Here is a 26,849-nt window from a genome sequence, read left to right as displayed (position 1 = left end):
TCTCCCCATTGGGGAGAGGAGGAAGGTGAGGGGAATTACTGCGCCGCGCTTTTCGCCGGCGCGGTGTCATCATTTGCCGCAGGTTGATTCTCCGGCACGCTGTCGCACGGTTTCTCTTTTGGACAAACCAGGTCAAGCATCTTGAGCGTCACGCCGTTGCTCCAGCCAAATCCATCCTGCAACGGATATTCACCGCCGCCTCCGCCGGTACCGGTAGACGAGACGTCATACTTCTCCACCAGCTTCTTCTCGCGGTCGTAGGTGTGCTGAACGTTTTTCAGGAAGCGCCAGGTCACGTCCATCGCCACTTTTTCCTGGCCATAGTTCTGCAATCCTTCCGCTGCGACCCACTGCAGCGGTGCCCAGCCGTTTGGCGCATCCCACTGCTGGCCGCTGTTGATGGTGGTGGTCGTAATGCCGCCCGGCTTCAGCAGGCGTGACGCGGTAGCCGCAGCCACTTTATCCGCGCGGTCCTGTGCCGCAGCCTTCACGTAAAGCGGGAACAGGGCGGCGGCGGTGAGCTGATTACGCACCTTTTTGCTCTTGAGATCGTAATCCGCGTACCAGCCCTCTTTTTCGTTCCACAGATGGCTCTCAATGGCCTTCTGTCGTGAGGCGGCCAGCGCGTCATATTTGCTCGCACCGGCGCTATCGCCATCCTCCTGGCTTGCCCGTGCCAGCAGCTTCTCCATCTTGAACATCAGGGCGTTCAGGTCCACCGGCACAATGCTGGTGGTGCGGATGGTGCCAAGCTTTTGCGGGTCGTCCATCCAGCGGGAGCTAAAGTCCCAGCCTGACGCAGCGGCAGAACGCAGATCGCGGTAGATGTCCGTCGCCGGGCGGTTAGGGTTGTTTTTAGCGGTGGTCACATCATCAAGCCAGGACTCCGGGCGCGGAGTATCGCGGTCATCCCAGTAGCGGTTGAGGATTGTCCCGTCATCCAGCTTCACCACGCGTTTGTTGGCCTGGCCCGGCTGCAGGCCGTCGACGCCCTCCATCCAGTAGGCATACTCTTTTTCCATCTGCGGACGGTATTTTTTCAGCGCGTCCTTATCATGCGTCGCCAGCAGTTCGACCATCAGGGAGAAAAACGGCGGTTGCGAACGGCTCAGGTAATAGCTGCGGTTGCCGTTGGGGATGTGGCCGAAGGTGTCAATTTCATAGGCGAAGTTGTCCACCATATCGCTGATTTTGTCCCAGTGGCCGCTTTCGGCCAGGCCCAGCATGGTGAAATAGCTGTCCCAGTAATACACCTCGCGGAAACGCCCGCCGGGCACCACGTAAGGTTTCGGTAGCGGCAGGAGCGAATCCCATTTGTTGCTGGCTTTATCGGTGGTGCGCGTCAGCACGGGCCAGAGATCGTCAATATGCTCACGTAAACTTTGTCCAGCAGGCGGAACATATTTTTCGCCTTCCGCGGGGAGCGTGAAGTTCATCTCGACAAAGTGGCGTAAGTCAAAGCTGGACTGGGCGTGCTGCATCCGATAATCCGCCAGAATCATCAGCGGGTCGCTTTTGGGGACGGCATCAGCGAAGGTTTTTTGATCGGGAAACAGTTTGGCACTTTGCACATCATTAAACAGAGGGCCCAGCAAAATATCGGGTGAGGTTGTCTGGGTGGCGGGGGGCTGGTCAGCATAAGCAAATGCTGTTACGCCGAGCAGCGCGCTTCCCAGCGCAAGCTGCAAGAACGCAGGGCGTAGCGTACGAGGTCTTATCATGAGTTCGTCTCCTGTCTTCACTAAACAGCGTGACCGCTGTTGTCAATCACCTGAAAACCTTAGACGAATATTGCCCGCTTCGCGTGAAATATTGCTGGTCCGTTACACCTCTTCCGGGGTCTGGCTGGCTTCCCGCAGCGTGCCCGGCGCGTGTCCAATAATACGCTTAAAGGCACGGCTAAATGCCGCCAGAGACCCGTATCCCAGCCGCAGCGCGACCGTTTCGATGGGCTGATTTTCATGACGGATGTACTGAATAGCCAGCCGCATTCTCAGCTCGCTGAGATACTTTGCCGGGGTGGTCCCCGTCGCGGCAAGAAACCGTTCGGCAAACACGGAGCGGGAGGTGCCCGCTTCTTTTGCCAGGTCCGCCACGCTCCAGTTCAGGCCGGGCTGCTGGTGCATGGCATAAATCGCTCTGCTGAGGCGGGGATCGCGCAGCACCTGTACCCACCCGGTGGCTTTGCCGCATCCGGCTTCTACCCAGCCGCGCACGATCAGCGCCGCGACGACGTCAGCGAGACGAGCCAGGATCCCGGCAAAGCCCACCTGACGGGTCATGGATTCTCGCTCCATGGCAGCCAGCAGAGGATGGATCTCCGGCCAGGTGGACATCAGACTGCTCACCATCATGACCTCCGGCATGGCCTTGATCAGCGGCTGCATTCCGCCCAGTTCAAAATCCATGCATCCGCTAAAGATAATGGTGTTCTCGCCGTCCGGACAGGGCTCGCAGGCAATCGCGCAGACCGAGCTGCAGATAGGCTCGCTTGGGAAGGCATTCACCGGGGTAAGGGGAGCCTGCGCGTCAGAGAGCAGGGCATGGGCGTTGCCGTTCGGGATAAAGAGCGCATCGCCGCCGCGCAGTTCAAAGGTTGCGCCACTCTCCATGCGCAGCAGCGCGCTGCAGTGGCTGACAAAATGGAATTGCGCCCGACCGGGAGCCTGGTGGAACGCCACCCCAAATGGCGCGCTGGCTTCGATTCGCCGGTATTTCACCCCAGAAAGGCGCATGCCGCGCAAAAGCTCGCTGATCAAATCGGGTGACTGAACGGTCATCGCACAACTCCGGACGAATAATCAATAAGTGGAGATTATATGTCATAGATCGTCCATGGGGAACATTCTATGCTTTTGCGATATTAGTCACATTTTGGTAACGGGAGATCAACAGATGAGTTCATGTGTCGCGGCGAGCGAGGCGATAGCGCCTGCAAAACCCGCCTGGCGGGCGGTCTATTCACTGGGGCTGGGCGTCTTTGGTTTGATCACGGCAGAGTTTCTGCCCGCCAGTTTACTTACGCCAATGGCTGCCAGTCTGGGCGTAACGGAAGGGATGGCCGGGCAGGCCGTCACGGCGACTGCGCTGGTGGCGCTGGTCACCGGCTTGCTGATTACCCCAGCCACCAAAAGTATCGACCGTCGCTGGGTATTGATGTTCTTTTCGGTGCTGCAGATCGTCTCCAGCCTGCTGGTGGCCTTTGCGCCAACCCTGCACGTCTTGCTGATGGGACGTTTGCTGCTGGGCGTCGCAATCGGGGGATTCTGGGCGATGTCGACCGCCACGGCGATGCGGCTGGTACCTGCCGATAAGGTGCCGAAAGCGCTGGCGGTGATTTTCTCCAGCGTGTCCATTGCAACGGTTGTCGCGGCGCCGCTGGGAAGCTATCTGGGCAGCCTGATTGGCTGGCGTAACGTCTTTGTTCTCTGCATAGTGCCGAGCGTGGCGGCCCTGCTGTGGCAGGTCTGGGTCCTGCCGTCGATGAAGCCGGAGAGCAGCGGCAGTCTGGGAACCCTGTTCCGGGTGCTGCGTCGTCCGGGGATGATCGGCGGGATGCTGGCAACCATTTTGATCTTCAGCGGCCACTTTGCTTTCTTTACCTACCTGCGCCCGTTCCTGGAGACCGTCGGTCAGGCAAGCGTAGAGACGATTTCGCTGATCCTGCTTGGCTTTGGTATCGCCAACTTTGTCGGCACCTCCATAGCTGGACATCTGCTGGCACGAAATCTGCGCCTGACGCTGGCGCTGGTGCCGTTCGCCATGGGTGTACTGGCGCTCATGATGGTTGCGTTTGGTCATCTGGCGATGCTGGATGGGCTACTGGTTGCGCTCTGGGGCTTTGCCTTTGGCCTGGTACCGGTGGGCTGGTCAACCTGGCTGGCAACCACCGTCCCTGATGAAGCCGAAAGTGCTGGCGGTTTGCTGGTGGCCTCTATTCAGCTGGCAATAAGCGCAGGCGCGGCGGGTGGCGGGGCGGTATTCGACCTCAACGGTGCCAGCGGCGTGTTTGCGGGCAGCGGTTTCCTGCTGGTGACGGCAATGGTGATTGTGTTTATGGGTGTGAAAGTAAAAGCGGAGTGAATTATTTGCCGGGTAAGCGCAAGCGCCACCCGGCATCAAGATAAGGCTTACAGCCCTTTCTTATCCATCAGCACTGCCAAATCCACCAGGCGGTTTGAGAAGCCCCACTCATTGTCATACCACGCCAGGATCTTCACCATGTTTCCGCCAATCACCAGCGTGGACAGCCCGTCGATAATTGAGGAGCGCGGGTCGCCCTGGTAATCGCTGGAGACCAGCGGTTCATCGCTGTAGCCCAGGATCCCTTTTAGCGGTCCGCTAGCCGCGGCCTGACGGAACGCGGCATTCACCTCGTCGGCGGTCACGTTACGGCTCAGCGTTACCGTCAAATCCACAATCGAGACCACCGGAACCGGGACGCGCAAAGAATACCCGGTCAGCTTACCGTCCAGAGACGGGATCACTTTCCCCAGCGCCTTCGCCGCGCCGCTGGAGTAAGGCACAATCGACAGGGCCGCCGCGCGTGCACCGCGCAGATCCTTCTCCGGCTGGTCGTGCAGCGCCTGGCTGTTGGTATAAGCATGCGTGGTGTTCATCAGGCCGTGCTCAATACCAAACTGCTGATGCAGCACCTGTGCTGCCGGAGCCAGTCCGTTAGTGGTACAGCTCCCGTTACTCACGACGGCGTGCAGGGCCGGATCGTACAGCTCGTGGTTTACACCCATCACCACCGTCAGGTCATCGTTTTTGCCCGGTGCAGAGATGATGACGCGCTTAGCGCCGCCGTGGGTGATATGGACCGCCGCCTTTTCGCGTTCGGTGAAGAAACCGGTGGCTTCAATCACCACGTCCACCCCAACGTCGCGCCACGGGATATTCGCCGGATCGCGTTCGCTGAATACGGTAATCCGCTGTCCATCGACCTGTAACGCACCGTCCGCCGCCTCAACGGGTACCTGCAGCGTGCCGAGCAGGGAATCATATTTGAGCAGATGGGCGAGGGTCTGGCTGTCCGTCAGATCGTTAATGGCCACAATCTGAAGATCCGGGTTACCCAGCGCCGCGCGCAGGAAATTACGTCCGATACGGCCGAAACCGTTAATACCGACCTTAACCATGATGCACTCCTTATCTCTGTTGTCTGGAGTCACTGTAGGCGTCGGGCTGAATGGCGTAAATGACAAAAAAGGATCACATTACGCCATTTTGCGGCAGTGGAAGCGCTGGCGATATTCCGTTGGGGTGAGATGAAGCTGTTTCTCGAAAACGCGACGCAGGTTGATGCTGGTGCCAAACCCGCTTTGCTCAGCAATCAGCTCCAGCGGATCGCTGGTCTGCTCAAGCAGCTGCCGGGCGGCGGCAAGACGCGCTTCCATCACGTAGCGGGCCGGAGAGACTCCCGCATCCCGCGTAAAAACGCGGGTGAAATTACGGGGGCTCATCGCCGCTCTTTCCGCCAGGCTCTCAACGCAGAGATCGGCGGTCAGGTTTTGCAGGATCCAGCTTTGCAGTTCGCTAATCGGCCCCTGGGTGCCGGACTGCTGCAAATTATAGCGGCTAAACTGCAGCTGCCCGCCCGGACGGCGAAGGTACATCACCATATCCTGCGCCACGTCGCGGGCGAGAGAGAAACCGTAATCGTCTTCCACCAGCGCCAGCGTCAGGTCGAAACCGGAACTGACCCCGCCGGAGGTCCAGATAGGCCCATCCTGAACGTAGAGCGGGCCGCCTTCCACCCTGATGGCCGGATAAGCGGCCTGCATCGTCTCCAGCAGACGCCAGTGTGTGGTTGCCCGTCGACCGTCAAGCAAACCGCTCTGGGCAAGCAGCATCGCGCCGCCGCAGATGGAGGCAATACGCCGCGCATGGGGCGCTGCAAGATGCAGCCAGTCGACCACCGCCGTGCTCTCCTGCTCGTTCATGCCGCGTCCGGTAATGATAATGGTGTCCAGCGGTTCACGCGGATCTAGCTCCGGCAGACGGTAATCCGCCAGCAAATTCAGGCCGGACTGGCCATGGATCACCTGGTGAGGCTGCGTGGTGGCGATGATAATCCGGTAGCGTGGGTGGGAAAGCCCTTCCGGATGCAGCCGGTTGGCCTGCATCAGAATGTCGGCGATACCGGCGGCTTCAAACAGCATGCCGCCGTCAGGAACAATAATCAGGATCTTCTTCATGTCCTGAAAAGTAGCTTTATTACACAATAAGTCAACTGGAACAGAGCGCATAAACGCCATTTCTGGCAAAGCAAAGCGATTTAAGTTCTTTGTTATTTCAGCCGTTTTCCCGGATCGTCAGGACACATAATGACGGGCGGAACGGCATCGGAAGGAATGAGTCTCTATTTACACCCGCAACAGCGAAAACATATTCACCAGCTTGCCGCACGGTTTCTGTGGCGAAGCGAGCTTCCCACCTGGCTGTTAATTATCGCTATTTATACCGGCTGGTTTGCCACGCTGGCGTACTGGCGCACGCTCGGCTTACTGCCCGCCACGGTGCTGTTGATCTGGTTTACCGCCTGGTATCTGTCGCTGCAGCATGAGCTGATCCACGGGCATCCGACGCGCTTTCCCCGGCTAAACCAGCTTTTCGGTACGCTGCCGCTGGCGGTCTGGTATCCCTATGGCCTGTACCGCGACTCGCATCTGGCCCATCACCGCAACGAACATCTCACGGTACCGGTGGACGACCCGGAATCCTACTATTTTACCGAAGAGAGCTGGGCGCGTTTTGCGCCCTGGCAGAAGCGCATTATTCATCTGCGTAATACTTTTCTGGGCCGGCTGTTACTGGCTCCGCTGCTGGATATCGTCCAGACGCTGGGAAGTGTCGTCGCGGCGTTTCGCCAGCAGCACCTTCGGGCGATGATAATGTGGCTGGTGCATGGCGTGCTGTTGGCGGGGCTGTTTGTCTGGATGCGCTATGTCGGTTTCTCACCGGTCTGGTTTGTGCTGGCGGTGAGCTATCCCGCGCTGGCGCTCACCAAAGTGCGCTCTTTCCTCGAGCACCGCGCTGCAGACGATCCTCTCGCCCGCTCGGTGATTAACGAAGCCGGGCTCTTCTGGCAGGTGCTGTTTTTGAATCTCAACTACCATTCAGTGCATCACGATCTGCCAGGTGTACCCTGGTATGGTCTGAAGGCGCTCTACCAGCAAAACCGGGCGGTGTACCAGCAGCGGAATCACGGTTTTGTGGTCAAGGGTTACGGCCAATGGCTGCGGCAGTTTTGGGATCAGGCTGTGGACGTCACGGTTCATCCGGGGATAAAGCGAGAAGAGCATGAGTAACCTGCTGGCGTTTCCGATGTATGCCGTCAATCGGGCCGATACCGACGCGCTGTGGCGAGCCGTGCACGCTTTGCTGCTGGCACGTGGTGTGCCGGTGGGTGATCCTGTGCCGGGCATCCCGGAAGAGGACTTACTGGCGCACTGGCAGCAGCCTGGGCTCATCCTGAGCCAGACCTGCGGTTATCCGCTGGTCACGCGGTTGCCGGAAGTGCAGGTTGTCGGCTGTTTTCATTACGCGGCGCCGGGCTGCGAAGGGATCGCTTACCGTAGCCTGCTGGTGGTGCGTGAAGAAGATAAACACCTGCGCGTTGATGATATCCGCGGGCGGCGGGTGGTGTGTAATGCGCCGGATTCCCAGTCCGGCTACAACACGCTGCGAAGACGAGTGGCGCCTGATACGGTCAATGACTATTTTTCACAGGTGATTTTCAGCGGCAGCCATCGCCAGTCGCTGATTGATGTAAAAGGCGGGGTGGGGGATATTGCGGCCATCGACTGCGTAACCTGGGCGCTACTACAGCGCCATGAGCCGGAACGGCTTGCGGGGCTGGCGGTCATTGACCGTACCCCGCTGACGCCGGGGCTGCCGCTGATCGCCTCGCAAAACACTTCGCCTGAAACGCTTAACGCCATTCGCGATGCGCTCCGCGTCCTGGTGAGTTCACCTGAGTACCGGGAGATTTGCGACGCGGTGCTGATCGACGGTTTTAGCGTGGTGACGCGCCAGGCCTACGCTTCATTGACTGCGTGATAAATCTCCTGCGCGTCGGTAAAGCAGCGCAGCGCCAGCGAGGAGACGGGCTTCTGCCTGCGCATAATCAGGCCAACGGGCGCCTCAATGTTCGCATCGGCGATGGGGACAATCCTGAAATTGCTGTTCAGTGCTTCCAGCCCGTTGTTCAGCGGCATCACGGCGCAGCACACGCCGCTCTGAACCGCCTGAATGATCTGGAACGTGGAGTCGCTCTCGAAAACGGACGTCGGTTCGATGCCGGCAGCCTTAAAGCTGGCCTCCATATGCGCCCGGTAGTGCATCCCTTTGGTCAGGAAGCCCAGCGGAAATTTCGTCAGGTCGTGCCAGGCAAGCGTTGTCTGGCCGAGCAGGAAATGGCGGACGTCGTGCAGGAGGCCCATCTTCGTTTCTGGCAGCTGGATAATGTCAAACAGGCTGGTGTCGATGCTGTTGAGGTAGCAAATTCCCAGCTCAAGCTGGTTGCGGCTGACCCCGTCGGCAATCTGCGCTGAGGACATGGAATAGAGGCTATAGGTTAGCTCCGGGTATTTTTGCGTCAGATGGCGAATAAAAATCATCGGATCCACGCTCGCCAGCGGCACCATCCCCAGCCGTAATTCACCCACCACCTGGCCTTTGCACAGCGCGGCCTCCGCCTGTAGCCCGTCGTGCGCGGCCAGCAGGGCGCGGGCCCAGGCGAGGATGCGTTCACCCTCCGGCGTAAACCCTTCAAAGCGCTGCCCACGCGCAATCAGCACCAGCCCAAGCTCCTCTTCCAGGCTGCGGATGCGCATGGAGAGGGTCGGCTGGGTGATATTGCACTGCGAGGCCGCTTTACCAAAATGGCGGGTCTCGTCGAGCGCGATTAAGTACTTTAACTGTTTAATATCCATCGTGATCTTCCGCGCCAACAGCCTTACAGCATGCGGATCTCTTTTGAGCGCAGGGTAATGCGAACGGGCACCGATTTATACGACGGCGTGCCGCTGTCCTTGTCGAGATAATCGAGCGGCACCAGCACGTTGGCCTCCGGGTAATAGGCGCCGACGGTGCCCGGCGCGATGCTGTACGCCACCACGGTAATGTCCTCCAGGCGCTGAACGCTGTCGGGGAGGGCGGTTTCGATATCCACGCGATCGCCGTGCTCCAGCCCTGACTGTGCCATATCGTCTTCGTTCATAAACAGCACGTCGCGGCGGCCAAAGACCCCGCGGTAGCGGTCGTCCAGAGCATAAATGGTGGTGTTGTACTGGTCGTGGCTGCGCAGCGTGATCAGCCGCAGCACATGCTCGCCTTCACCGCTGGCGTTCTCGTGAACGCCCTCGAACACCGAGAACATCGCTTTGCCCGTCGCGGTCGGCCAGATGCGCTGCGTCGGCGGCAGCGGCATGCGGAAACCGCCGGGAACGCGGATCCACGCGTTGTAGCTCTCGAAGCCTGGAATGGTTTGCTCGATCAGATCGCGGATGCGGTCGTAATCTTCAACCAGCGTCAGCCAGTCCACGCGGGTTTCCGGCAGTGTGGCTTTCGCCATGCCGGCCACGATGGCGGGTTCCGAACGGAGCAACGGCGAAGCGGGCTTCAGCTTGCCGGACGAGGCGTGCACCATCGACATGGAGTCTTCGACGGTAATGGACTGACGGCCCGTCGCCTGAATATCCAGCTCGGTGCGGCCGAGGCACGGGAAAATAAAGGTCTCTTTGCCCACCAGCAGATGGGTGCGGTTCAGCTTGGTGCCGACGTGCACGCTCAAATCCAGGTTACCCATCGCCGGAAAACCCCGTTCGTGATCGGGCATCGCAACCGCAAAATTACCGCCGAGGCAGATGAGCGCTTTCGCACGACCATCGATCATCGCCTGCGTGGCCTGCACCGCATCGTGTCCGTGGTGAGATGGCGGCTCAAAGCCAAAAACGTCCTTGAGACGGTTCAGGAAGGCCGGCGTGGGTTTCTCGCTAATCCCGACGGTGCGGTTCCCCTGCACGTTTGAGTGGCCGCGCAGAGGGCAGATGCCCGCGCCGGGCTTGCCGATATTTCCGCGCAGGAGCAGCAGGTCGGCGATCAGGCGGACGTTTGCCGTGCCTTTATTGTGCTGGGTAATGCCCATCCCGTAGGTAATGATGGTGGCATTCGATTTGGCATAGGCTTCGGCCACCTTCCTGAGCGCCGCCTGGCTCAGGCCCGACTCGCGCTCAATGTCGTCCCAGCGGGTTTGCGCGATATCGGCGGCGAAGTCCTCAATGCCCTGAGTGTGTTCGGCGATAAATGCATGATCCAGCACGCCACCGCGCTCGGCCTCCATGTCGAGAAGGTGTTTGGCAATGCCTTTCAGCGCGGCGGCATCGCCTCCGGCCTTTACCTGGAAATAGGTCGAGGCGATATCCGTGGAGCTGTAGGTCGCCATTTCAATCACGCTCTGCGGGTCGGCGAAACGTTCGAGGGCGCGCTCGCGCAGCGGGTTAAAGACGATAATCGGCACGTTGCGACGGGCCAGCTCATGGAGAGTCCCCATCATTCGCGGATGGTTAGTGCCGGGGTTGTGGCCGATGGAGATCACCAGCTCAGTCTTATCGAAGTCGTCCAGCGAGACGGTACCTTTCCCGATGCCAATCGAGCGCGGCAGGCCGACGCTGGTGGCCTCGTGGCACATATTCGAGCAGTCGGGGAAGTTATTGGTGCCGTATTCGCGGGCGAAGAGCTGGAACAGGTACGCTGCTTCGTTTGAAGCACGCCCGGAGGTATAAAACTCAACCCGATCCGGTTCGAGCCCGCGCAAGACTTCGCCGATACGCTGGAACGCCTCGTCCCAGCCGACAGGGCGGAAGGTATCGCTTGCCCGGTCGTAGCGCAGAGGATGCGTCAGGCGACCGTAGCCTTCCAACTCAAAGTCCGATTTTGCCAACAGCGAAGCGACGCTGTTTTCCGCCAGAAACGCGGGGGTGACGCGTTTGCTGGTGGCTTCCCAGGTCACCGCCTTCGCGCCGTTCTCGCAGAACTGGAACGTCGATTTGTGTTCTTTATCGGGCCACGCGCAGCCCGGGCAGTCAAAACCGTCCGGCTGGTTGGTACGCAGCAGCGTCGCGGGGGCGTCCAGGGTATCCATTTGGGTACGTACCGCGATGGCCGTCGCTTTCAGCGCGCCCCAGCCTCCGGCGGGACCGTCATAGTGTCTGATGCCGGGAACTGCGCGTCTTTTCGTGTTCATACCCACTCCTGATTTGTTCGGTCACACAACATCTGAACCCATAAAAGCGCTGCGCCGGGCAATAAGTAAAAGCAATGAATACCGGATGGCTACGCGCATGCGTAAGGGAACATTGCTTCTTATTAAATTCTTTTTATTACAGCGCTTTATCGAGTGTGATGCCTAAAAATTTAAAGAAATTATAACGAATTTTTATCATTTTAATAATAAATCTTATCTATCATCCGGTAGGTGAGATAGATGGCCGTGAACAGACAAAGATGTAGCAGCAATAAAACTTCGTATGAAGCTAGCGAGCGGCAAAAACTGACAAGGCTGGCGACTGGCGGGTAATCGTGTGCATTTTTCGGGGGCGATAATGGCGGGAAGGTTAACTCAGGCTTAATAATTAATGGATATAATTTATGCCTTAAAGGGAAATTTTCATAACGAGAAATATAAAGTTATTTTGAGCCGTGAAATTAACGCCGCGCGGCATAAGTGAAATAGGCCCATTCTGAGCGTAAAGTACGTGCAATATTAAAGATACCCTGTTAGTGCAACAAATAATTCATCGGCGATATGTTCTTCTGATATCACCAATACGCCAATTCTACTAATTATGGTAGTGGCGATAATAGCGACATTGCGTTAATGAAAGTGGTTCTCTTTTGGTTTTTTTATTTATAAAACAGATTGTTATATAGGTTTTAGGTAAGGGAATAAAGGGATTCAGGCCATGTATGATTTTTTATTAAGATTAATCCTATAATCTACCGACTGCTTCATTTACCAACAGTTACGTAACGGTAAATATTGAATTGATGCGAAGCTCATGTAAACTTGTTTACCGTTTGTCAAAATATGTCAGGAAGACGCTGGGCCTTATTCTGAAAGGCTCGTGCGGTAGCTATGCCCTAAAAATAGTAACGCCCCGAAAATATCCTGACTATTTTAACAATAGCACTTAAGTCAAACTTCATCTCCTTATCTCCATCATCGAAATATCGCTACGGAAAAGCATATGAAAATGCGCGTACTGTTTTCACTTCTGTTTGTAATGGCGGTGGCGGGCTGTAAAGCGCCGCAGAAACCTGCGATCACTGACGATACCATCGTGACCAGCCAGGTTAACGGCGTCACCTTAACTCACCGTCACGTTGTGCTGCCTCCGGCAGAGTTCACCCAGGTGAATGAGCCTTATCGCGCCATGTATCCCGCATCCCTGATGAGCCGTCCGGACTACGGCGGAAAAGTGATCCGCACGCTCGAGACCGGCAAAACCTACGTGGTGCTGGGTCAGGTTGAACACTTCTGGATGGCGCTTGCCGACGAAGGGAATGAGCAGCTGATTGGTTACGTTCCTATGCGCGCCGTCATCAAGGCCGACCAGTACGAAGCCACCGTGCGTAAACAGGCGATCCGCCCTAAAGCGCGTAAGAAAGCAACCTGTGTTGACGTCGATGGCAACAGCAAAGCCTGCAAAGACAGCGCAAACGGCACCTGGATCCTGAACTAAACGGGTTTCAAGAGCGTATTTTTTATGAATACAAAAACGTTTCATCAGCTCGGGTTAGCATTTTTCGCGGTGATTTTCACCCTGTTGAGTGGTTGTACGTCGTCTTCACACAGCGACCCCTCCCGCTACAATCTGCAGTTTCAGGCTCACCCCCAAATCAATGATTCTGCGCCATTAAAGGTCAGAGTGTTGCTGCTGAAATCCGATGCGGATTTCATGTCCAGCGACTTCTATTCCCTGCAGAACAACGCGTCAGCCACACTTGGCGCGAATCTGCTTAACAGCGATGTGTTCTTCCTGATGCCGGGCCAGCTTTCGAAAACCCTGAGTGGACAAAGCTCGCCCGAGGCACGCTATATCGGCGTGATGGCGGAATATCAGACGCTGGACGGGAAAAAATGGCGCGTCTCAATCCCATTGCCTGTTCCCGGCGAAAACCATTTCTACCAGTTCTGGAAATGGTCCGCAGATGAACTCATCGCCAACGTCTTCCTGGACGTGAACGGTATCCGGGTCATCAGCCAGTAACGCGCTTCATAACAGGAAACACATCATCATGACGAAAGCAGAAAAGGTCGTCTGGACCGAAGGGATGTTCCTGCGTCCACACCATTTTCAGCGGACAGAAAGTTACCTGCTGAACCACATTCGTGAATGGGGTGCGCTGCAGCGATCGTATCTGTGGGGCTTTCTCGACGTTGAACTGGACGAAGCGATGCTCCGCCAGGGCTGCATAGCGCTGAGCTACTGCAGCGGGTTATTGCCTGACGGCACCTTTTTCCAGGTGCGAAATGGCCGCAACGGCCCGGTGCCGCTGAAGATCCCTGACAATCTCACCAATGAGAAGGTGGTGCTTGCGCTGCCGGTTCGCCGCGGCGAACGTGAAGAGGTGATTTTCAGCGAAGAGCAGGCCTCGCTGGCGCGTTACCTCGCCTTTGAAGAGGAAGTCGAAGACGATAACGCCATGTCAGTGGGCGATGCCACGGTACAGTTTGGCCGTCTGCGCTTGACCCTGATGCTGGAAAAAGATCTCACGGCAGAGTGGACCGCCATCGGCGTGGCCTTCGTGAGCGAAAAACGCAACGACAACCACGTGCGGCTCGACAACAGCTACATTCCGCCGATGCTAAACGCCAACTACAGTCCGCAGATCTACAGCATGATCAACGATCTGCACGGGCTGCTGGTGCAGCGCAGCCAGCAGATTGGCGGACGTCTGCGCCAGCCCGGGCGTTTTAATACCTCCGAACTGATTGAGTTCACGCTGCTTTCGCTGGTTAACCGCCATCTTGGTGAAATTTCCCATTTAAAAACCCTGCCGCTCCTCCACCCGGAAACGCTGTGGCGCAGCTGGCTGCCGTTTGCGACGGAACTGGCCACCTGGACCTCTCAACGCACCGCCGAGAGCGTGCTTCCGGTGTATGACCATGACGATCTGGCGATCTGCTTCAGCAAGCTGATGTTGATGCTGCGTCAGGGGCTGTCGCTGGTGATGGAAGATCACGCTATCCAGCTGCCGCTCAACGAGCGTTCCCACGGTCTGAATATCGCCACCGTGCCGGAGACCAGCATGGTGCGCGAGTTCGGCTTCGTGCTGGCGGTGAAAGCCAACGTGCCGGGCGAACACCTGCAAACCCATTTCCCGGCCCAGATGAAGGTGGCACCGGTCTCGAAAATTCGCGATCTGGTTCAGCTGCAGCTGCCGGGTATTATGCTGCGCGCCATGCCGGTCGCCCCGCCGCAGATACCGTGGCACGCGGGCTACAGCTATTTCGAGCTGGAGAAAGGCAGTGAGCTGTGGCACGAGATGGATAAGTCCGGTGCGTTCGCTCTGCATCTCGCAGGGGAGTTTCCGGGTCTCGATATGGAGTTTTGGGCCATCCGTAGCCCGACAGAATAATAAAGCGAGCACTAAATATGCAGGAACGACAGGATACCGGCAGTGATGCTGTGTTTACCGGAGCCAGTGGCAACAATCAGCTGGTGGCGGCTGCCAACCCGCTGCTCAATGCCATTCCACAAATCCGTCATTCGGTTTCTCATGACGATCAGGTGGCGTTGCGCCAGCGTTTGATCGACGAAATTCGCCGTTTCGAAGTGCGATGCCAGCAGGCGGGGCTGCCGTATGAAGTGATCGTCGGCGCCCGCTACTGTCTGTGTACGGCGCTGGATGAAGCCGCCGCGCTCACACCCTGGGGCAGCAGCGGCGTCTGGTCCAGCAGCGGCCTTCTGGTGACGTTCCATAACGAAACCTGGGGCGGGGAAAAATTCTTCCAGCTGCTGGCGCGCCTCTCTCAGAACCCGCGCGAACATATTCTGCTGCTGGAGATGATCAACTACTGCCTGCTGCTCGGTTTCGAGGGCCGCTATCGGGTGCTGGACAATGGACGCACCCAGCTTGAAACCATTAAACAGCGACTGTGGCAGATGATCCGCAGCGTGCGCGGCAGCTACGCGCCACCGCTCTCGGTGCACCCGGAAGATCGTCCTGTACTGCGCAAGCTGTGGCGTCCGATGGTTCCCCTCTGGGCCTGCGTGGCGCTGGTCGGGTTTATCGCCTGTCTGTTTTATATCGTGCTTAACTGGCGTCTGGGCGATAACACCAGCCCGGTGCTGGCGAAGATTTACCAGTCTCAACTGCCGGAAACCACCATTCAGCAGCCGGCTCGCCAGCTGCCTGCGGTACTGAACCTGCGCGGCTTCCTGAAGCCTGAAATTGATGCCGGTCTGGTGGCGGTGAAGGATGAAGCGGATCGCAGCGTGGTGATCCTGAAAGGGGACGGCCTGTTCGCCTCGGCCTCGACGGTGGTGCGTGACCGCTATGAGCCGGTCATCAACCGCATTGCGCAGGCGATGAATAACGTCAGCGGCAAAATTCTGGTGGTGGGCTACAGCGACAACGTGCCGATCCGCAGCGCGCGCTTTGCCTCCAACTATGAGCTCTCTCTCGAACGCGCCCGGTCGGTGCAAAAACAGCTGCAGGGAAGTCTCTCGCAGCCTGAACGCGTGAAAGCGGAAGGGCGGGGCGAGATTAACCCGGTGGCACCAAACAATACGCCAGAAAACCGCGCCCGTAACCGCCGTGTGGAAATTACTCTGCTGGTGTCGCCTGAAAATACGCAGGCTGAGCTGAACGGATTGCCGCAAGGAAACTAAGGATGCTGACTACTCTTCTTTCCATACTGACCAATCGCATTCTGTGGAGCTTCCTCGGCGTAACGGCGCTCGCGGCGGTGATCTGGATGATTGGTCCGCTGTTGTCCATCGTGGATACCCGCCCGCTTGAATCTGAACAGAACCGCGTTATCAGTATCGCGGTGGTGTACCTGATTTGGGCCCAGAGCCACATTCTGCCCCGGCTGTATAACGCCTGGCTGAACCGCAAGCTGATGGACAAGCTCAATGAAAACACCACCAAAGCGGACGCGGCCGACCCGCAGAAACGCCTGAATAACGAGGAGCAGATCCTCGCAGGTCGATTCGACGAAGCCGCGCAGATGCTGAAAAAAGCCCACTTCAGTAAAGCGGGCCACAGCGCGCAGTGGACGCAGCGTTTCAGCACACAGTATCTCTATCAGTTGCCGTGGTACGTCATCATCGGCGCGCCGGGCTCCGGGAAAACCACCGCGCTGGCCAACTCCGGGCTGCAGTTCCCGCTGGCGGATCGCTTCGGTAAAACCGCGCTGCGGGGCATCGGCGGCACGCGCAACTGCGACTGGTGGTTCACCAACGAGGCTGTCCTGCTGGATACCGCCGGACGCTACACCACGCAGGAGAGCGAACAGGTTCAGGACGCCGGGGAATGGCTGGAGTTCATCAACCTGCTGCGTAAGTATCGTCGTCGCCAGCCGATCAACGGTGTGATTATTACCATCAGCATTTCCGACCTGCTCACCCAGTCCGCCGAGGCGTCCCGCCAGCAGGCGGTGAACCTGCGCCAGCGTCTTTCCGAGCTGCATGAGCAGTTGGGCATCCGCTTCCCGGTGTACGTGATGGTAACCAAGGCTGACCTGCTCAAGGGCTTCCGCGCCTGGTTTGCCGATTACGACAAAGCGCAGCGCGACCAGATCTGGGGCTTTACGCTGCCGTGGGAGCAGACCAAACACGCGGATTACGACCTGATGGGCAACTTCCAGCAGGAGTTTTCTCTGCTCCAGCAGCGCCTGGATGCCGGTCTGCCGGAGACCATGCTCAAGGAGCACGACGGCAAAACCCGCGCGGAAGCCTATCTCTTCCCGCAGGAGTTTGCCGCGCTGCGCCCGCTGCTGGCGGATTACCTGAGCACGGTCTTTGCCCGTTCAAACTTTGAAACCGAATTCTCGCCGCGCGGTATCTACTTTGCCAGCGGGACCCAGGAAGGCATGCCGTTTGACCGCGTGATGGGCGAGCTTAACCGCGCGCTCTCTCTGCCGGAAGGGGCCGAAAGCGACAACTGGGATTCCGTCAGCAAAGAAGCCCCGATCCCGGGCGCGAAGGGCCAGAGTTTCTTTATCAAGAATCTGCTGCAAAACGTCATTTTCCAGGAAGCGGGCATTGCCGGTGAAAACCGCTGGTGGGAGTTGCGCAACCGGGCGGTGATCTGGTCCGGCTACGCGGCGCTGCTGGCCCTGCTGGTGATTCTGGGCGGGCTGTGGCTGACCAGCTACGCTAAAAACAAGGCGTATCTGGAAGAAGTTGACGCCAAAGTGCCGGTGCTGGAGCAGCAGAGTAAGGCGCTGCAAAATCAACCTCAGCGCGATCTCTTTGCGCTGCTGCCGCTGCTAAATGGTCTGGTCGATTTGCCGAAGAGCGGTGCCTTTGATGTGAATGACCCGCCGGTCTCTCGCCGCATGGGTCTTTATCGCGGGGATGACGTCAGCGATGCATCGCAGTCCCTGTATCAGAAAGCGCTGGATCAGATGTTGCTCCCCGCCGTGGCGATGCACATCACCACCTGGCTGCGTAACGACAACGGCAGCGACGTCGAATACAGCTACGAGGCGCTGAAAGCCTATCAGATGCTCTATCAGCCGAAACACTACGACGGCAAATTCCTGCATTCCTGGGTGATGCTCAACCTGCAGCGCAACCTGCCGCAGGACGTCACGCAGGCGCAGCTTCAGCAGCTTGAATGGCATCTGACCCAACTGCTGGAACCGAAAATTCAGGCGTCACCCTATGCGCTGGATGAATCCCTGATCGCGCGCGAAAGGGCGCTCATCAATCAGCAGCCGCTCTCCACTCGCGTCTACGGTCGTCTGAAGCGCCTGCTGGAGCACGATGAGAACCTGAAGCCAGTTTCGCTTTCCGATCTCGGCGGCCCGCAGAGCGAGCTGGTCTTTTCCCGCAAAAGCGGCAAGCCGGTCAGCGAAGGCGTGCCGGGTCTGTATACCCCGGACGGCTACTGGAAAAGCTTTAACGGCCAGATTGACAGCGTTACGACCGCTCTGCATGAAGACGACGCCTGGGTATTGGGTGCCACCACGGCCCAGGAAGATAAACAGCAGATCGATAACGCGGTGCGCCAGCTTTACATGCGTGACTTTATCGCCAACTGGGATCGCTTTCTCGCCGACATTCAGCTTAACAACAGCGCCGATCTCTCCCAGCGTATCAACACCGCGCGCCTGCTTTCCGGGGCAAACTCGCCGCTGCGCCGTCTGGTGCTGAACCTGAGTCAGGTGCTGACGCTGTCGCGAAATGCGCCTGCGCCAGAGGATGCCGGGAAAGCGGAGGAGCAGAGCAACCGTGCTACCCGCACGCTGCAGGCGCTGTTCAGTAACAGCGATGCGGCGCCAACGCAGGGAGCGGTAGCGGTACAGGCGCCTGAGCAGCTGGTGACTGATCACTATGCGCCGATGATAGAGCTGGCGCAGCCGCTGGAGAAAGGCGGAAAGACCATTGTGTTTGACGATTTTCTCAAGCAGGTTGATGAGCTGTATCGCTACCTGACCGCCGTTCAGGATGCGGCCAACAGCGGAATGCCTGCGCCGGGCGGCGACGCGATTAGCCGTCTGCAGGCCAGTGCGGGCCGTCTGCCGGGCGGGCTGCAAACCATGTTCAGCAATATGGCCGTGGGTGCCAGCAGCGACACCCAGCGCCGCGATCTGGAAAACGTACGTAAGCGCATTAACGTGGAAGTGGGCGGTTTCTGCCGTCAGGCGATTGCCGGTCGCTACCCGCTGGTGCGCAGCGCCAGCACGGAAGTCACGCCTGACGATCTCGCCCGCATGTTTGCCCCCGGTACCGGGCTGATGGATACCTTTTTCCGCGATAACCTGACCAACAAAGTCGACACTACCCAGGCCAACTGGCGCTTTATGCCGGGGATCGACGGTAAAACCCTGCCGGGCAGCGAAGGGCTGCTGCGCCCGTTCCAGCAGGCGCAGTCAATCCGCGACGCTTTCTTTGCCAACGGGGCGACAACGCCGTCCTATAAGGTCACGGTGCGCACCGTGCGGATGGATAACACCATTCTGAACCTGACGCTGGACGTTGACGGCCAGCTTCTGCGCTACAGCCACGGCCCTCAGGCGGTGCAGATCATGAACTGGCCAGGACCGGGCGGCACCAACCAGGTGCGTATGCAGCTCGGGCTGGCAAACGGCAGTACGGCATCTCTGGTGACTAACGGATCCTGGGCGCTGAACCGCTTTTTCGATAAGGCCCGGACCAGTCCTGGCGCGGGTAGCCTGAGCCGTCAGGCCACCTTCAACGTCGACGGTCATCAGGTCACGCTGGAGTTTGCGCCAAACAGCATCCGCAACCCGTTCCAGCTTCCCCGTTTCTCATGCCCATAACCGCAAGGACAGCCGTATGACGAATACCCCTGCGATGAACCGCTACAGCTGGTATGGCAAATTACCCAGCGCCGGTGACTTTTTGCAGCGTCGCTTTCCTGACACCCTTCAGCGCCAGTGGTCACACTGGTTTCAGGTCGGCCTGCTGGCCTGGCAACAGGAAGAGCAGCGCAGCGGTGAGCGCCAGTTTACGAAAGCTCCGGTGTGGAACTTTGTCGTCCCGCCTATGCTTGGCAGCCAGATGATCCAGATGGGCTGCCTGCTACCGGGACGTGACAGCGTAGGACGCCACTACCCGGTCTGCATTCAGCTGAGCTTTAGTCCTGCCGAATGGTCATCGCGTCTGCTCGGCCAGGCCGAAAGCTGGTACCAACAGCTGGGTCGTCTGGGACTGCACGCGGTGCGCAACGGTTTTTCCGCCTCGCAGCTTGACGAGATGTTGATGAGTATCCCGGCGCCGCAGCCCGTTGAGCCACAAAAGCGATCCGACATTCTGGACGTGATTGGCTATGACGATGACGGTCAAACCACGCTGGGCTGGCCGCAGGCGGCAGAGTGTTTTGACCCGCTGCGTCAGACCAGCTTCTGGTGGACGAACCGCTGTGACGGCTACCCGCTTTACACGCACGTCCACAGCGGCAACTTTACCGGGCAGCTCTTTACGCTGCTGTTCGATCCGGCAGGTGGCGCCCGACCGGGCCGCCACGGTCTTTATCCGCCAATGTTTGAATAAGCAGGGATCTCATGAATATCGAAGAATTTCTCGCGCCGATAAGCCCCGAAAAGCCCTGCGGCGAAAACCTGGAGTACGACGCCGATTTCCAGATCATGAATCAGGCCAGCCAGGGGAAAGCGGAGCAGCAGTTCGGCGACACTATCATTCCGGCAGAGCCCGCTGACTGGAACACGGTAGAAAAATTCGCTACCAGCCTGCTGACCCGCACCAAAGATCTTCGCGTCCTGCTGGCGCTTACCCATGCCTGGACGCGTCGTCGTGGGCTCGCGGGCTATGCAGACGGGCTGCTACTGGTGCAGGAAGCGCTGACCCGTTACTGGGAGCAACTCTACCCGCTGCTGGAAGAGTATGGCGAAACCGATCCGTTCTACCGCATCAACGCCCTTGCGGGGTTGAGCGATAAATCTGACCTCACCGTCGCGGTACGCAACGCCTCGCTGCTGCGCTCGAACGGGGATGAAATTTCGCTTCGGGACGCGCAGGCGCTGCTCGACGGCAGTAAAACCGAATGCCCTGATTATCCCGGCGGCCGCCCAAGGCTGATTGACGAGCTGGCCCGCGGCGACCAGCCCGGCACCGCAGCGGTCATTGTGATTAACGAACGCCTGCTGGCCATTCGCGATCTGCTCACCGGGTATCTTGGCGAGAGCGGCGTACCGGAGATGGAACAACTGCTGAAAACCGTTGGGCTGGTCGCCAGCGCCTGTCAGGTGACCGACATCAGCAAGCTGCTGCCGAACCGTGAGGCGCAGGCTGAACCCCAGACCGAGCAGCAATCGGCGGCACCGCAGCCCGTTCAGCAGGTCACTGACTGGCGCAGCGTGCAGGTCACCAGCCGTGCCGACGCCCAGCTGATGCTGGAAAAGGCGAAACAGTATTTTGCGCAGTACGAACCGAGCCATCCCGCACCGCTGATGATTGAGCGGGTGCAGCGGCTGTCTGAACTTAACTTTATGGACATTATTCGCGACCTGGCGCCAGACGGCGTTAACCAACTGGAAAACATCTTTGGACGCCGCGAATAACGCGTCCTGGCATTATGACGACAGGCATGGAGCCTGCCGTTTCACCTTCACCGCGCATCTTTGATGGAGAACATCATGGCAATGAGTAACAGTGGACAGAAATTCATCGCACGTAACCGTGCTCCCCGCGTCCAGATCGAGTACGACGTAGAGATCTACGGTGCAGAACGTAAAATTCAGCTGCCGTTTGTGATGGGCGTCATGGCCGATCTGGTCGGTAAACCGGTGGAAAACCTGCCGGCCGTCGATGAGCGTAAATTCCTTGAAATCGACATCGATAACTTTGATGAACGCATGAAGGCGCTGAAGCCGCGCGTGGCGTTTAACGTGGATAACACCCTGACGGGCGAAGGCAAACTGAATGTTGATCTGACCTTCGACAGCATGGACGACTTCCTGCCGGATGCGGTGGCCCGCAAGGTTGAGCCGCTGAACAAGCTGCTGGAAGCGCGTACCCAGCTCTCTAACCTGCTGACCTACATGGACGGCAAAAACGGTGCGGAAGAGCTGATCGCAAAAATTCTGCAGGATCCGACGCTGCTCAAATCCCTGAGCCAGTTGCCGAAAAATGACGAAAGCGCGAAAGGTAGCGAGGAATAATCGATGAGCAACCAGACTCAACAACACGAGCAGCAGGCGGGTCAGGCGTTCAGCCAGGATGAGTTCAGCGCGCTGCTGAACAAAGAGTTCCGCCCGAAAACCGATCAGGCGCGCTCCGCCGTAGAAAGCGCGGTCAAAACCCTGGCGCAGCAGGCGCTGGAAAATACCGTCACCTTCTCTAACGATACCTACCGCACCATTCAGAACCTGATTGCCGGTATCGACGAGCAGCTGTCGCAGCAGGTGAACCAGATTATTCACCACGACGAGTTCCAGAAGCTGGAGAGCGCCTGGCGCGGCCTGAGCTACCTGGTAAACAATACTGAAACTGACGAGATGCTGAAGATCCGCTTTATGAGCATCTCCAAGCAGGAGCTGGGCCGCACCCTGAAGCGCTACAAGGGCGTGGGCTGGGATCAAAGCCCGATCTTCAAGAAAATCTACGAGCAGGAGTACGGTCAGTTCGGCGGCGAGCCGTTTGGCTGCATCGTGGGCGACTACTACTTCGACCACAGCCCGCAGGACGTTGAGCTGCTGGGCGAAATGGCGCGCATCGGCTCTGCGGCACACTGTCCGTTTATCACCGGTACCGCACCGGGCGTGATGCAGATGGAGTCCTGGCAGGAGCTGGCTAACCCGCGCGACCTGACCAAGATCTTCCAGAACACCGAATACGCGGCCTGGCGTTCACTGCGTGAATCCGAAGATGCCCGCTATCTGGGTCTGGTGATGCCGCGCTTCCTGTCGCGCCTGCCGTACGGCATTCGCACCAACCCGGTCGACAGCTTTGATTTCGAAGAGCAGACCGACGGCGCGAACCACAACAGCTACTCCTGGGCGAATGCCGCCTATGCGATGGCTGCCAACATCAACCGCTCCTTCAAAGAGTACGGCTGGTGCACCTCGATTCGCGGCGTGGAGTCCGGCGGGGCGGTTGAAAACCTGCCGTGCCACACCTTCCCGAGCGATGACGGCGGCGTGGACATGAAGTGCCCGACCGAGATCGCCATCAGCGACCGTCGTGAAGCCGAGCTGGCGAAAAACGGCTTTATGCCGCTGGTTCACCGCAAAAACTCCGACTTTGCCGCCTTCATTGGCGCGCAGTCGCTGCAAAAACCGGCCGAGTACCACGACCCGGATGCCACCGCCAACGCGCGTCTGGCCTCACGTCTGCCGTACCTGTTCGCCTGCTGCCGTTTTGCCCACTACCTGAAGTGCATCGTGCGCGACAAAATCGGCTCCTTCCGCGAGCGCGAAGAGATGGAGCGCTGGCTGAACGACTGGGTAATGAACTACGTGGACGGTGACCCGGCTAACTCCTCCCAGGAAACCAAGTCCCGCAAACCGCTGGCGGCTGCGGAAGTGCAGGTGCAGGAAATCGAAGACAACCCGGGCTACTACGCCGCGAAGTTCTTCCTGCGTCCGCACTACCAGCTGGAAGGTCTGACCGTTTCCCTGCGTCTGGTTTCTAAACTGCCGTCGCTGAAGACGAAAGACGCGTAATGAAGGTGGCCGGCCCATTGGGGCCGGCGGCCTTACTGTGAATACGAGATAGCTAATGAATTTACCTGTGAAAGCGATAACAAAAAAATTCATCAGCTATTTAACGATTTATACGTTGTTAATTATTTCATTCATGCTGTGTGTGACGGTATCCGGCTACTATCTGTTTATCTTTGACTGGCCGGAAGATATACCCCGGATCGCAATGCATGGGTTCTTATGTGCTGGACTTAATGCATTAGCGATAGGGATATACGTTGTCGCAGAGAAATGGAAAGAGAAAAGTTAGTGCCTCACGCTGGCAGATGCGCTACTGAGCATATGGCAAAGGATATAAGGTGAAACGTTTCTGTTTTTTCTTCGCATTTATGACTTTTTACGTGTGTGCCGGAGATAGCTATCCTGATTTTTATCATCAGCAAACATATCGGCAGGTTTTAAAAGATTTAGTTCTGGCGCGCTGTCTTGCGCAAGTGGCAGATAAAGGCAGCCAATTTTCTGCTGATGCGTCCCGTAGTGCGAGTGCATTCATTGAGTGGATACCTTTTGATGCCGAAAATGGCACTGATAAAGTGAATGCCCTTATTGCGAAATATAAAAATCAAATTAACGATTTTCATTCAGAGCGAAAACCCGATATCAAAGGCGTAACCTTAAACTGTTTACGTCTTTATCATAGCGACGAACTGAATAAACTGGTTCCGCAGGTCATCATTGGCGATCCTGAACGTACCTGGATTCAGGATAACCCGGAGTAGTAAAAGACTTCACATTCTTTCCGTTCATTCAGGGGGAATGTAAGACTGTCAAATGACACGGGTCATTTGATATGAGGCAGAGGTAAAATATGGACGGTTTTATTCAGCCCCATGCTTTCCTGTTTGCCATATAAGGGCTTTTTCGAAAGCAATATTGTTCATTCACGAAGAGTAGATATTATGGCTATTGATATGTTTCTGAAGGTCGAGGGTGTTACGGGCGAGTCTAAAGATTCTAACCACACCGGCTGGACTGATATTACCTCCTTCTCCTGGGGTGCATCCCAGCCGGGTAATATGAGCGTTGGCGGTGGCGGCGGTGCCGGTAAAGTTAACTTTAACGACCTGCACGTTAACGCGCTGATCGACAAATCCACTACAGCAGTCCTGAAACACTGCGCAAGCGGTAAGCACCTGACCAAAGTTGAACTGTCCGTCTGCAAAGCAGGTGGCCAGCAGGTTGAATACACCCGCATCACCCTGGAAGACGTCCTGGTGACCTCTGTTCAGTACACCGGTGCAGACAACGGCGACACCGTTGGCGTGACCTACGCATTCCAGGCTGCGAAAGTGAAACAGCAGTACTGGGAGCAGACCACCGCCGGTGGTAAAGGTGCTGAAAGCAGCGCTGGCTGGAACATCAAAGAGAACAAAGAAGCGTAATTGTTCATCCATGACCGGGGAACCTCCCCGGTCATGATGATTGATTCCTAATATGCTGCAGGTTAATGATGATTAGAGAGTTAAGCGTATTATCGATTGCATTAGCGTGTAGTGCTTGCATCTCACCTCCTGCACAGTATGAGAAACTTTCTGTCACGTTAGAAAACAATATCCCTTGTCTTGGTATCAGGCAGGATTCAAATTTTAATGGGCCTATATCAGTTTACGCACCATCTGTAATGAAACACGTTGGTAATCAATGGGAAAATATGAATTTCCATGTTCAACCTCCAGCAATGCGTATCTTGAATTCAGAGGAATGTATTCGTCTGGATGAGGTTGACTGGCGCGAGGGCGAGTATGATGTTGTATTGAAGGTTGTCAATGAAAAAACTGCTATTCGATATGCAGCACGGTTTATATTAAAGAAAGGTTCGAGTAGCGACTTACTTTTAATGATGAGTGAATGATATAGTTTTCAAACGCAGATGTTTTAAAGAGTGCGTCAGCGTTTGAATATTTGTTTAATTACAAAATGATTAAATAATTCATCACTGCAAACTCTGAACACTAAGTGTGTTGATTAAAGGGATTAAATATGACACAACGTTCAACCGTTAGCCCGGGCTACTGTGTGGTCCAACATCCTGGAACTTTAGATTATCAAGCGCGATTATTGTTTAATAATGTAAATAGCGAAGCCGCCAGATACTTTATGCAAATAAACAATGATACTCCTTGGTTGAAACCGGGACAGTTACTCATCGTGGCTGACCCAAACAATACGAATCAGTCATCGCAACTGAGTATTCTTGCCAGAGCAAAACAGAAAAGTAACCATGCGTTGGCATCATTAAACACATCTGTTGCAGAGTATCTCCACGCTAATTATGAAAATATTTCTGCATTGACTTCCTTAGGCGATAAACTGGCTGGAAATGCTGGTGATTTAGGTGAAAAATATTTCAGGCAAATTGAAAGTATACTCATTAAAATTGAGAGAACTTATCAGAATCAATTTATATCACAAGGTTCTTTAATTGGTCAGCAGTTTTATATAGAAAGAAGGGCGTTATTCTCTCAGCTAAAACCTCTACTAAATAACGTAAGCAAATTAACTCTTAAGATTCAAACCTACGAAAACATTAAAAAAGCATTGAACTTATCAAGCCGCTCTATCGTCCATGAATGGAGTACGGTTGGGGTTGGCGCGATTCCTGGATATTCAGATTATATAGTACGCTCTTCACGCGCAGCTAGCATCATGAAAGCAGGTGGTTGGATCTCATTAGGTTTCTCTTTTTTAAATACTTCTAATGATGTTTATAAAGCCTGTACTGTCGATCGTGAAGATGAATGTGGAAAAGTTGCTGTTACTGAATACAGTAAGTTTGGAGGAGGCACGCTTGGCGCTGCGGGAGGAGCCTGGGCTGCGTCTTTAGGAACTGGCGCTCTTTGTGGTGCAATGGGAATACCTACGATGGGTACTGGTGCCCTTGTGTGTGGAATTGTTGTAGGACTAGGTGCTACTTCAGCGGGAGCCTGGATGGGTACAAAAGGGGGGGCTGAATTGGGTGAAGGGATTAGCAACTTGATTTTTTCCGGGGACGAGTAAATGTACGAATCAATGCGTCTGATGCTGCTTTCTTTTGTATTTTTAGGTTTGTTTGTTTCTCTAGTTTTATATGTTTATTTTTATCGGAAACACTCTCAGGAACTTACAGAAGCATTTCACCTTCTGAGTAGTAAACAATACTTAGAAATAAATGATTACCTTTTTTATGAACAGCTTGGATTACCCGGATTTGCTCATCGCGTATTCTTAATGAGAAAAATAATTGCGTGCAAGCCGATAAAGTCAGGGAGCACAAGACAAATTTCTCCTGAAGCAGGAACATTAATACTGTCAACATACCGCTTCTCCTGGATTAATATGTTTCACAAAGTAACGATTTCAGTGGTGTGTTTAATGCTGTTGTTATTTGTGTTAGTTGCTACCGGGCGATAAAAAATGCCGTTCCAGATGATGCTCAATT

General features: G+C 56.3%; 23 protein-coding genes. 17 read left to right on the top strand and 6 right to left on the bottom strand.

Annotation, left to right across the window (positions count from 1 at the left end; genetic code table 11):
• Window positions 1-35 precede the first annotated feature (35 nt).
• Window positions 36-1,721: an alpha,alpha-trehalase gene (locus K5E19_RS05840; protein ID WP_221550366.1), complete on the bottom strand. Its 1,686-nt coding sequence runs from the start codon at window positions 1,719-1,721 to the stop codon at window positions 36-38.
• 102 nt (window positions 1,722-1,823) lie between these two features.
• Entirely contained in the window at window positions 1,824-2,780 is a 957-nt protein-coding gene (locus K5E19_RS05835; RefSeq protein WP_221550365.1) for an AraC family transcriptional regulator, read from the bottom strand.
• A gap of 115 nt (window positions 2,781-2,895) precedes the next feature.
• Between K5E19_RS05835 and K5E19_RS05830 the strand changes: the two genes are divergently transcribed.
• A complete protein-coding gene (locus tag K5E19_RS05830; RefSeq protein ID WP_221550364.1) occupies window positions 2,896-4,083 on the top strand; it encodes an MFS transporter in 1,188 nt (395 codons plus the stop codon).
• A 47-nt stretch (window positions 4,084-4,130) separates the two neighbouring features.
• On the opposite strand, the gene gap is transcribed toward K5E19_RS05830, so the two are convergent.
• Both gap and K5E19_RS05820 read right to left on the bottom strand, forming a co-directional pair.
• Window positions 4,131-5,141: a type I glyceraldehyde-3-phosphate dehydrogenase gene (gene gap / locus K5E19_RS05825; RefSeq protein WP_221550363.1), complete on the bottom strand. Its 1,011-nt coding sequence runs from the start codon at window positions 5,139-5,141 to the stop codon at window positions 4,131-4,133.
• A gap of 78 nt (window positions 5,142-5,219) precedes the next feature.
• Entirely contained in the window at window positions 5,220-6,200 is a 981-nt protein-coding gene (locus K5E19_RS05820; RefSeq protein ID WP_221550362.1) for a GlxA family transcriptional regulator, read from the bottom strand.
• 129 nt (window positions 6,201-6,329) lie between these two features.
• Here K5E19_RS05820 and K5E19_RS05815 point away from each other — a divergent pair, with 129 nt between their 5' ends.
• Both K5E19_RS05815 and K5E19_RS05810 read left to right on the top strand, forming a co-directional pair.
• The gene (locus tag K5E19_RS05815; protein WP_260411652.1) at window positions 6,330-7,313 is read left to right on the top strand and encodes a fatty acid desaturase; all 984 of its coding nucleotides are present in this window, start codon (window positions 6,330-6,332) and stop codon (window positions 7,311-7,313) included.
• Window positions 7,306-8,064 (top strand): phosphate/phosphite/phosphonate ABC transporter substrate-binding protein, encoded by a 759-nt coding sequence (locus K5E19_RS05810; RefSeq protein WP_221550361.1) that lies wholly within the window; start codon window positions 7,306-7,308, stop codon window positions 8,062-8,064. The genes K5E19_RS05815 and K5E19_RS05810 overlap by 8 nt, the downstream gene beginning before the upstream one ends.
• Here K5E19_RS05810 and K5E19_RS05805 read toward each other — a convergent pair.
• Together K5E19_RS05805 and K5E19_RS05800 are read right to left on the bottom strand one after the other, a co-directional pair.
• Complete coding sequence (locus K5E19_RS05805; protein WP_221550360.1) at window positions 8,043-8,939, bottom strand: LysR family transcriptional regulator; 897 nt, start codon at window positions 8,937-8,939, stop codon at window positions 8,043-8,045. The two genes, K5E19_RS05810 and K5E19_RS05805, sit on opposite strands and share 22 nt — an antisense overlap.
• Before the next feature lie 23 nt (window positions 8,940-8,962).
• Window positions 8,963-11,251, bottom strand: a complete 2,289-nt coding sequence (locus tag K5E19_RS05800; protein ID WP_221550359.1) for an FdhF/YdeP family oxidoreductase — start codon at window positions 11,249-11,251, stop codon at window positions 8,963-8,965.
• Window positions 11,252-12,254: 1,003 nt separating this feature from the next.
• On the opposite strand from K5E19_RS05800, the gene K5E19_RS05795 reads away from it, so the two are divergent.
• The 14 genes from K5E19_RS05795 (at window position 12,255) to K5E19_RS05730 (ending at window position 26,821) form a co-directional block, all read left to right on the top strand.
• On the top strand, window positions 12,255-12,749 hold the full coding sequence (locus K5E19_RS05795; protein WP_221550358.1) for an SH3 domain-containing protein: 495 nt from the start codon (window positions 12,255-12,257) through the stop codon (window positions 12,747-12,749).
• A gap of 24 nt (window positions 12,750-12,773) precedes the next feature.
• A complete protein-coding gene (gene tssJ, locus K5E19_RS05790; protein WP_010432816.1) occupies window positions 12,774-13,277 on the top strand; it encodes a type VI secretion system lipoprotein TssJ in 504 nt (167 codons plus the stop codon).
• 28 nt (window positions 13,278-13,305) lie between these two features.
• On the top strand, window positions 13,306-14,649 hold the full coding sequence (gene tssK, locus K5E19_RS05785) for a type VI secretion system baseplate subunit TssK (RefSeq protein WP_221550357.1): 1,344 nt from the start codon (window positions 13,306-13,308) through the stop codon (window positions 14,647-14,649).
• A 17-nt stretch (window positions 14,650-14,666) separates the two neighbouring features.
• Window positions 14,667-15,905: a DotU family type VI secretion system protein gene (locus K5E19_RS05780; protein WP_221550356.1), complete on the top strand. Its 1,239-nt coding sequence runs from the start codon at window positions 14,667-14,669 to the stop codon at window positions 15,903-15,905.
• Window positions 15,906-15,907: 2 nt separating this feature from the next.
• On the top strand, window positions 15,908-19,528 hold the full coding sequence (gene tssM / locus K5E19_RS05775; protein ID WP_221550355.1) for a type VI secretion system membrane subunit TssM: 3,621 nt from the start codon (window positions 15,908-15,910) through the stop codon (window positions 19,526-19,528).
• Window positions 19,529-19,544: 16 nt separating this feature from the next.
• On the top strand, window positions 19,545-20,261 hold the full coding sequence (gene tagF, locus K5E19_RS05770; protein WP_221550354.1) for a type VI secretion system-associated protein TagF: 717 nt from the start codon (window positions 19,545-19,547) through the stop codon (window positions 20,259-20,261).
• A gap of 11 nt (window positions 20,262-20,272) precedes the next feature.
• Entirely contained in the window at window positions 20,273-21,289 is a 1,017-nt protein-coding gene (gene tssA, locus K5E19_RS05765) for a type VI secretion system protein TssA (RefSeq protein WP_221550353.1), read from the top strand.
• A 75-nt stretch (window positions 21,290-21,364) separates the two neighbouring features.
• Complete coding sequence (gene tssB, locus K5E19_RS05760; protein ID WP_010432827.1) at window positions 21,365-21,889, top strand: type VI secretion system contractile sheath small subunit; 525 nt, start codon at window positions 21,365-21,367, stop codon at window positions 21,887-21,889.
• A gap of 3 nt (window positions 21,890-21,892) precedes the next feature.
• Window positions 21,893-23,392 (top strand): type VI secretion system contractile sheath large subunit, encoded by a 1,500-nt coding sequence (gene tssC / locus K5E19_RS05755; protein WP_028018712.1) that lies wholly within the window; start codon window positions 21,893-21,895, stop codon window positions 23,390-23,392.
• A 368-nt stretch (window positions 23,393-23,760) separates the two neighbouring features.
• Entirely contained in the window at window positions 23,761-24,150 is a 390-nt protein-coding gene (locus K5E19_RS05750; RefSeq protein WP_221550506.1) for a T6SS amidase immunity protein Tai4 family protein, read from the top strand.
• Between the two features lie 180 nt (window positions 24,151-24,330).
• Complete coding sequence (locus K5E19_RS05745) at window positions 24,331-24,813, top strand: type VI secretion system tube protein Hcp (RefSeq protein WP_010432842.1); 483 nt, start codon at window positions 24,331-24,333, stop codon at window positions 24,811-24,813.
• A gap of 65 nt (window positions 24,814-24,878) precedes the next feature.
• Entirely contained in the window at window positions 24,879-25,283 is a 405-nt protein-coding gene (locus K5E19_RS05740; protein ID WP_221550352.1) for a hypothetical protein, read from the top strand.
• Window positions 25,284-25,411: 128 nt separating this feature from the next.
• Window positions 25,412-26,428: a hypothetical protein gene (locus K5E19_RS05735; RefSeq protein WP_221550351.1), complete on the top strand. Its 1,017-nt coding sequence runs from the start codon at window positions 25,412-25,414 to the stop codon at window positions 26,426-26,428.
• Window positions 26,429-26,821, top strand: coding sequence for a hypothetical protein (locus tag K5E19_RS05730; RefSeq protein ID WP_143350104.1), 393 nt, complete (start codon window positions 26,429-26,431; stop codon window positions 26,819-26,821).
• The last annotated feature ends 28 nt before the right edge of the window (window positions 26,822-26,849 follow it).

The sequence above is a fragment of the Enterobacter sp. RIT637 genome (assembly GCF_019718755.1).
Lineage (GTDB): Bacteria > Pseudomonadota > Gammaproteobacteria > Enterobacterales > Enterobacteriaceae > Enterobacter.
The sequence above is the reverse complement of the archived record's forward strand: the minus strand, read 5'-3'. Positions and strand labels throughout refer to the sequence as shown.

Excerpts from the sequence above, each read along its gene's own strand:
- tssA (WP_221550353.1), top strand. The coding sequence starts at position 20,273 with ATGAATATCGAAGAATTTCTCGCGCCGATAAGCCCCGAAAAGCCCTGC.
- K5E19_RS05820 (WP_221550362.1), bottom strand. The coding sequence starts at position 6,200 with ATGAAGAAGATCCTGATTATTGTTCCTGACGGCGGCATGCTGTTTGAA.
- K5E19_RS05730 (WP_143350104.1), top strand. The coding sequence starts at position 26,429 with ATGTACGAATCAATGCGTCTGATGCTGCTTTCTTTTGTATTTTTAGGT.
- K5E19_RS05815 (WP_260411652.1), top strand. The coding sequence starts at position 6,330 with ATGACGGGCGGAACGGCATCGGAAGGAATGAGTCTCTATTTACACCCG.
- K5E19_RS05840 (WP_221550366.1), bottom strand. The coding sequence starts at position 1,721 with ATGATAAGACCTCGTACGCTACGCCCTGCGTTCTTGCAGCTTGCGCTG.
- K5E19_RS05810 (WP_221550361.1), top strand. The coding sequence starts at position 7,306 with ATGAGTAACCTGCTGGCGTTTCCGATGTATGCCGTCAATCGGGCCGAT.
- K5E19_RS05750 (WP_221550506.1), top strand. The coding sequence starts at position 23,761 with ATGACTTTTTACGTGTGTGCCGGAGATAGCTATCCTGATTTTTATCAT.
- K5E19_RS05745 (WP_010432842.1), top strand. The coding sequence starts at position 24,331 with ATGGCTATTGATATGTTTCTGAAGGTCGAGGGTGTTACGGGCGAGTCT.
- K5E19_RS05805 (WP_221550360.1), bottom strand. The coding sequence starts at position 8,939 with ATGGATATTAAACAGTTAAAGTACTTAATCGCGCTCGACGAGACCCGC.
- tssK (WP_221550357.1), top strand. The coding sequence starts at position 13,306 with ATGACGAAAGCAGAAAAGGTCGTCTGGACCGAAGGGATGTTCCTGCGT.
- K5E19_RS05780 (WP_221550356.1), top strand. The coding sequence starts at position 14,667 with ATGCAGGAACGACAGGATACCGGCAGTGATGCTGTGTTTACCGGAGCC.
- K5E19_RS05795 (WP_221550358.1), top strand. The coding sequence starts at position 12,255 with ATGAAAATGCGCGTACTGTTTTCACTTCTGTTTGTAATGGCGGTGGCG.
- K5E19_RS05830 (WP_221550364.1), top strand. The coding sequence starts at position 2,896 with ATGAGTTCATGTGTCGCGGCGAGCGAGGCGATAGCGCCTGCAAAACCC.
- tssM (WP_221550355.1), top strand. The coding sequence starts at position 15,908 with ATGCTGACTACTCTTCTTTCCATACTGACCAATCGCATTCTGTGGAGC.
- tssC (WP_028018712.1), top strand. The coding sequence starts at position 21,893 with ATGAGCAACCAGACTCAACAACACGAGCAGCAGGCGGGTCAGGCGTTC.
- tssJ (WP_010432816.1), top strand. The coding sequence starts at position 12,774 with ATGAATACAAAAACGTTTCATCAGCTCGGGTTAGCATTTTTCGCGGTG.
- K5E19_RS05735 (WP_221550351.1), top strand. The coding sequence starts at position 25,412 with ATGACACAACGTTCAACCGTTAGCCCGGGCTACTGTGTGGTCCAACAT.
- K5E19_RS05835 (WP_221550365.1), bottom strand. The coding sequence starts at position 2,780 with ATGACCGTTCAGTCACCCGATTTGATCAGCGAGCTTTTGCGCGGCATG.
- K5E19_RS05740 (WP_221550352.1), top strand. The coding sequence starts at position 24,879 with ATGATGATTAGAGAGTTAAGCGTATTATCGATTGCATTAGCGTGTAGT.
- tagF (WP_221550354.1), top strand. The coding sequence starts at position 19,545 with ATGACGAATACCCCTGCGATGAACCGCTACAGCTGGTATGGCAAATTA.
- gap (WP_221550363.1), bottom strand. The coding sequence starts at position 5,141 with ATGGTTAAGGTCGGTATTAACGGTTTCGGCCGTATCGGACGTAATTTC.
- tssB (WP_010432827.1), top strand. The coding sequence starts at position 21,365 with ATGGCAATGAGTAACAGTGGACAGAAATTCATCGCACGTAACCGTGCT.
- K5E19_RS05800 (WP_221550359.1), bottom strand. The coding sequence starts at position 11,251 with ATGAACACGAAAAGACGCGCAGTTCCCGGCATCAGACACTATGACGGT.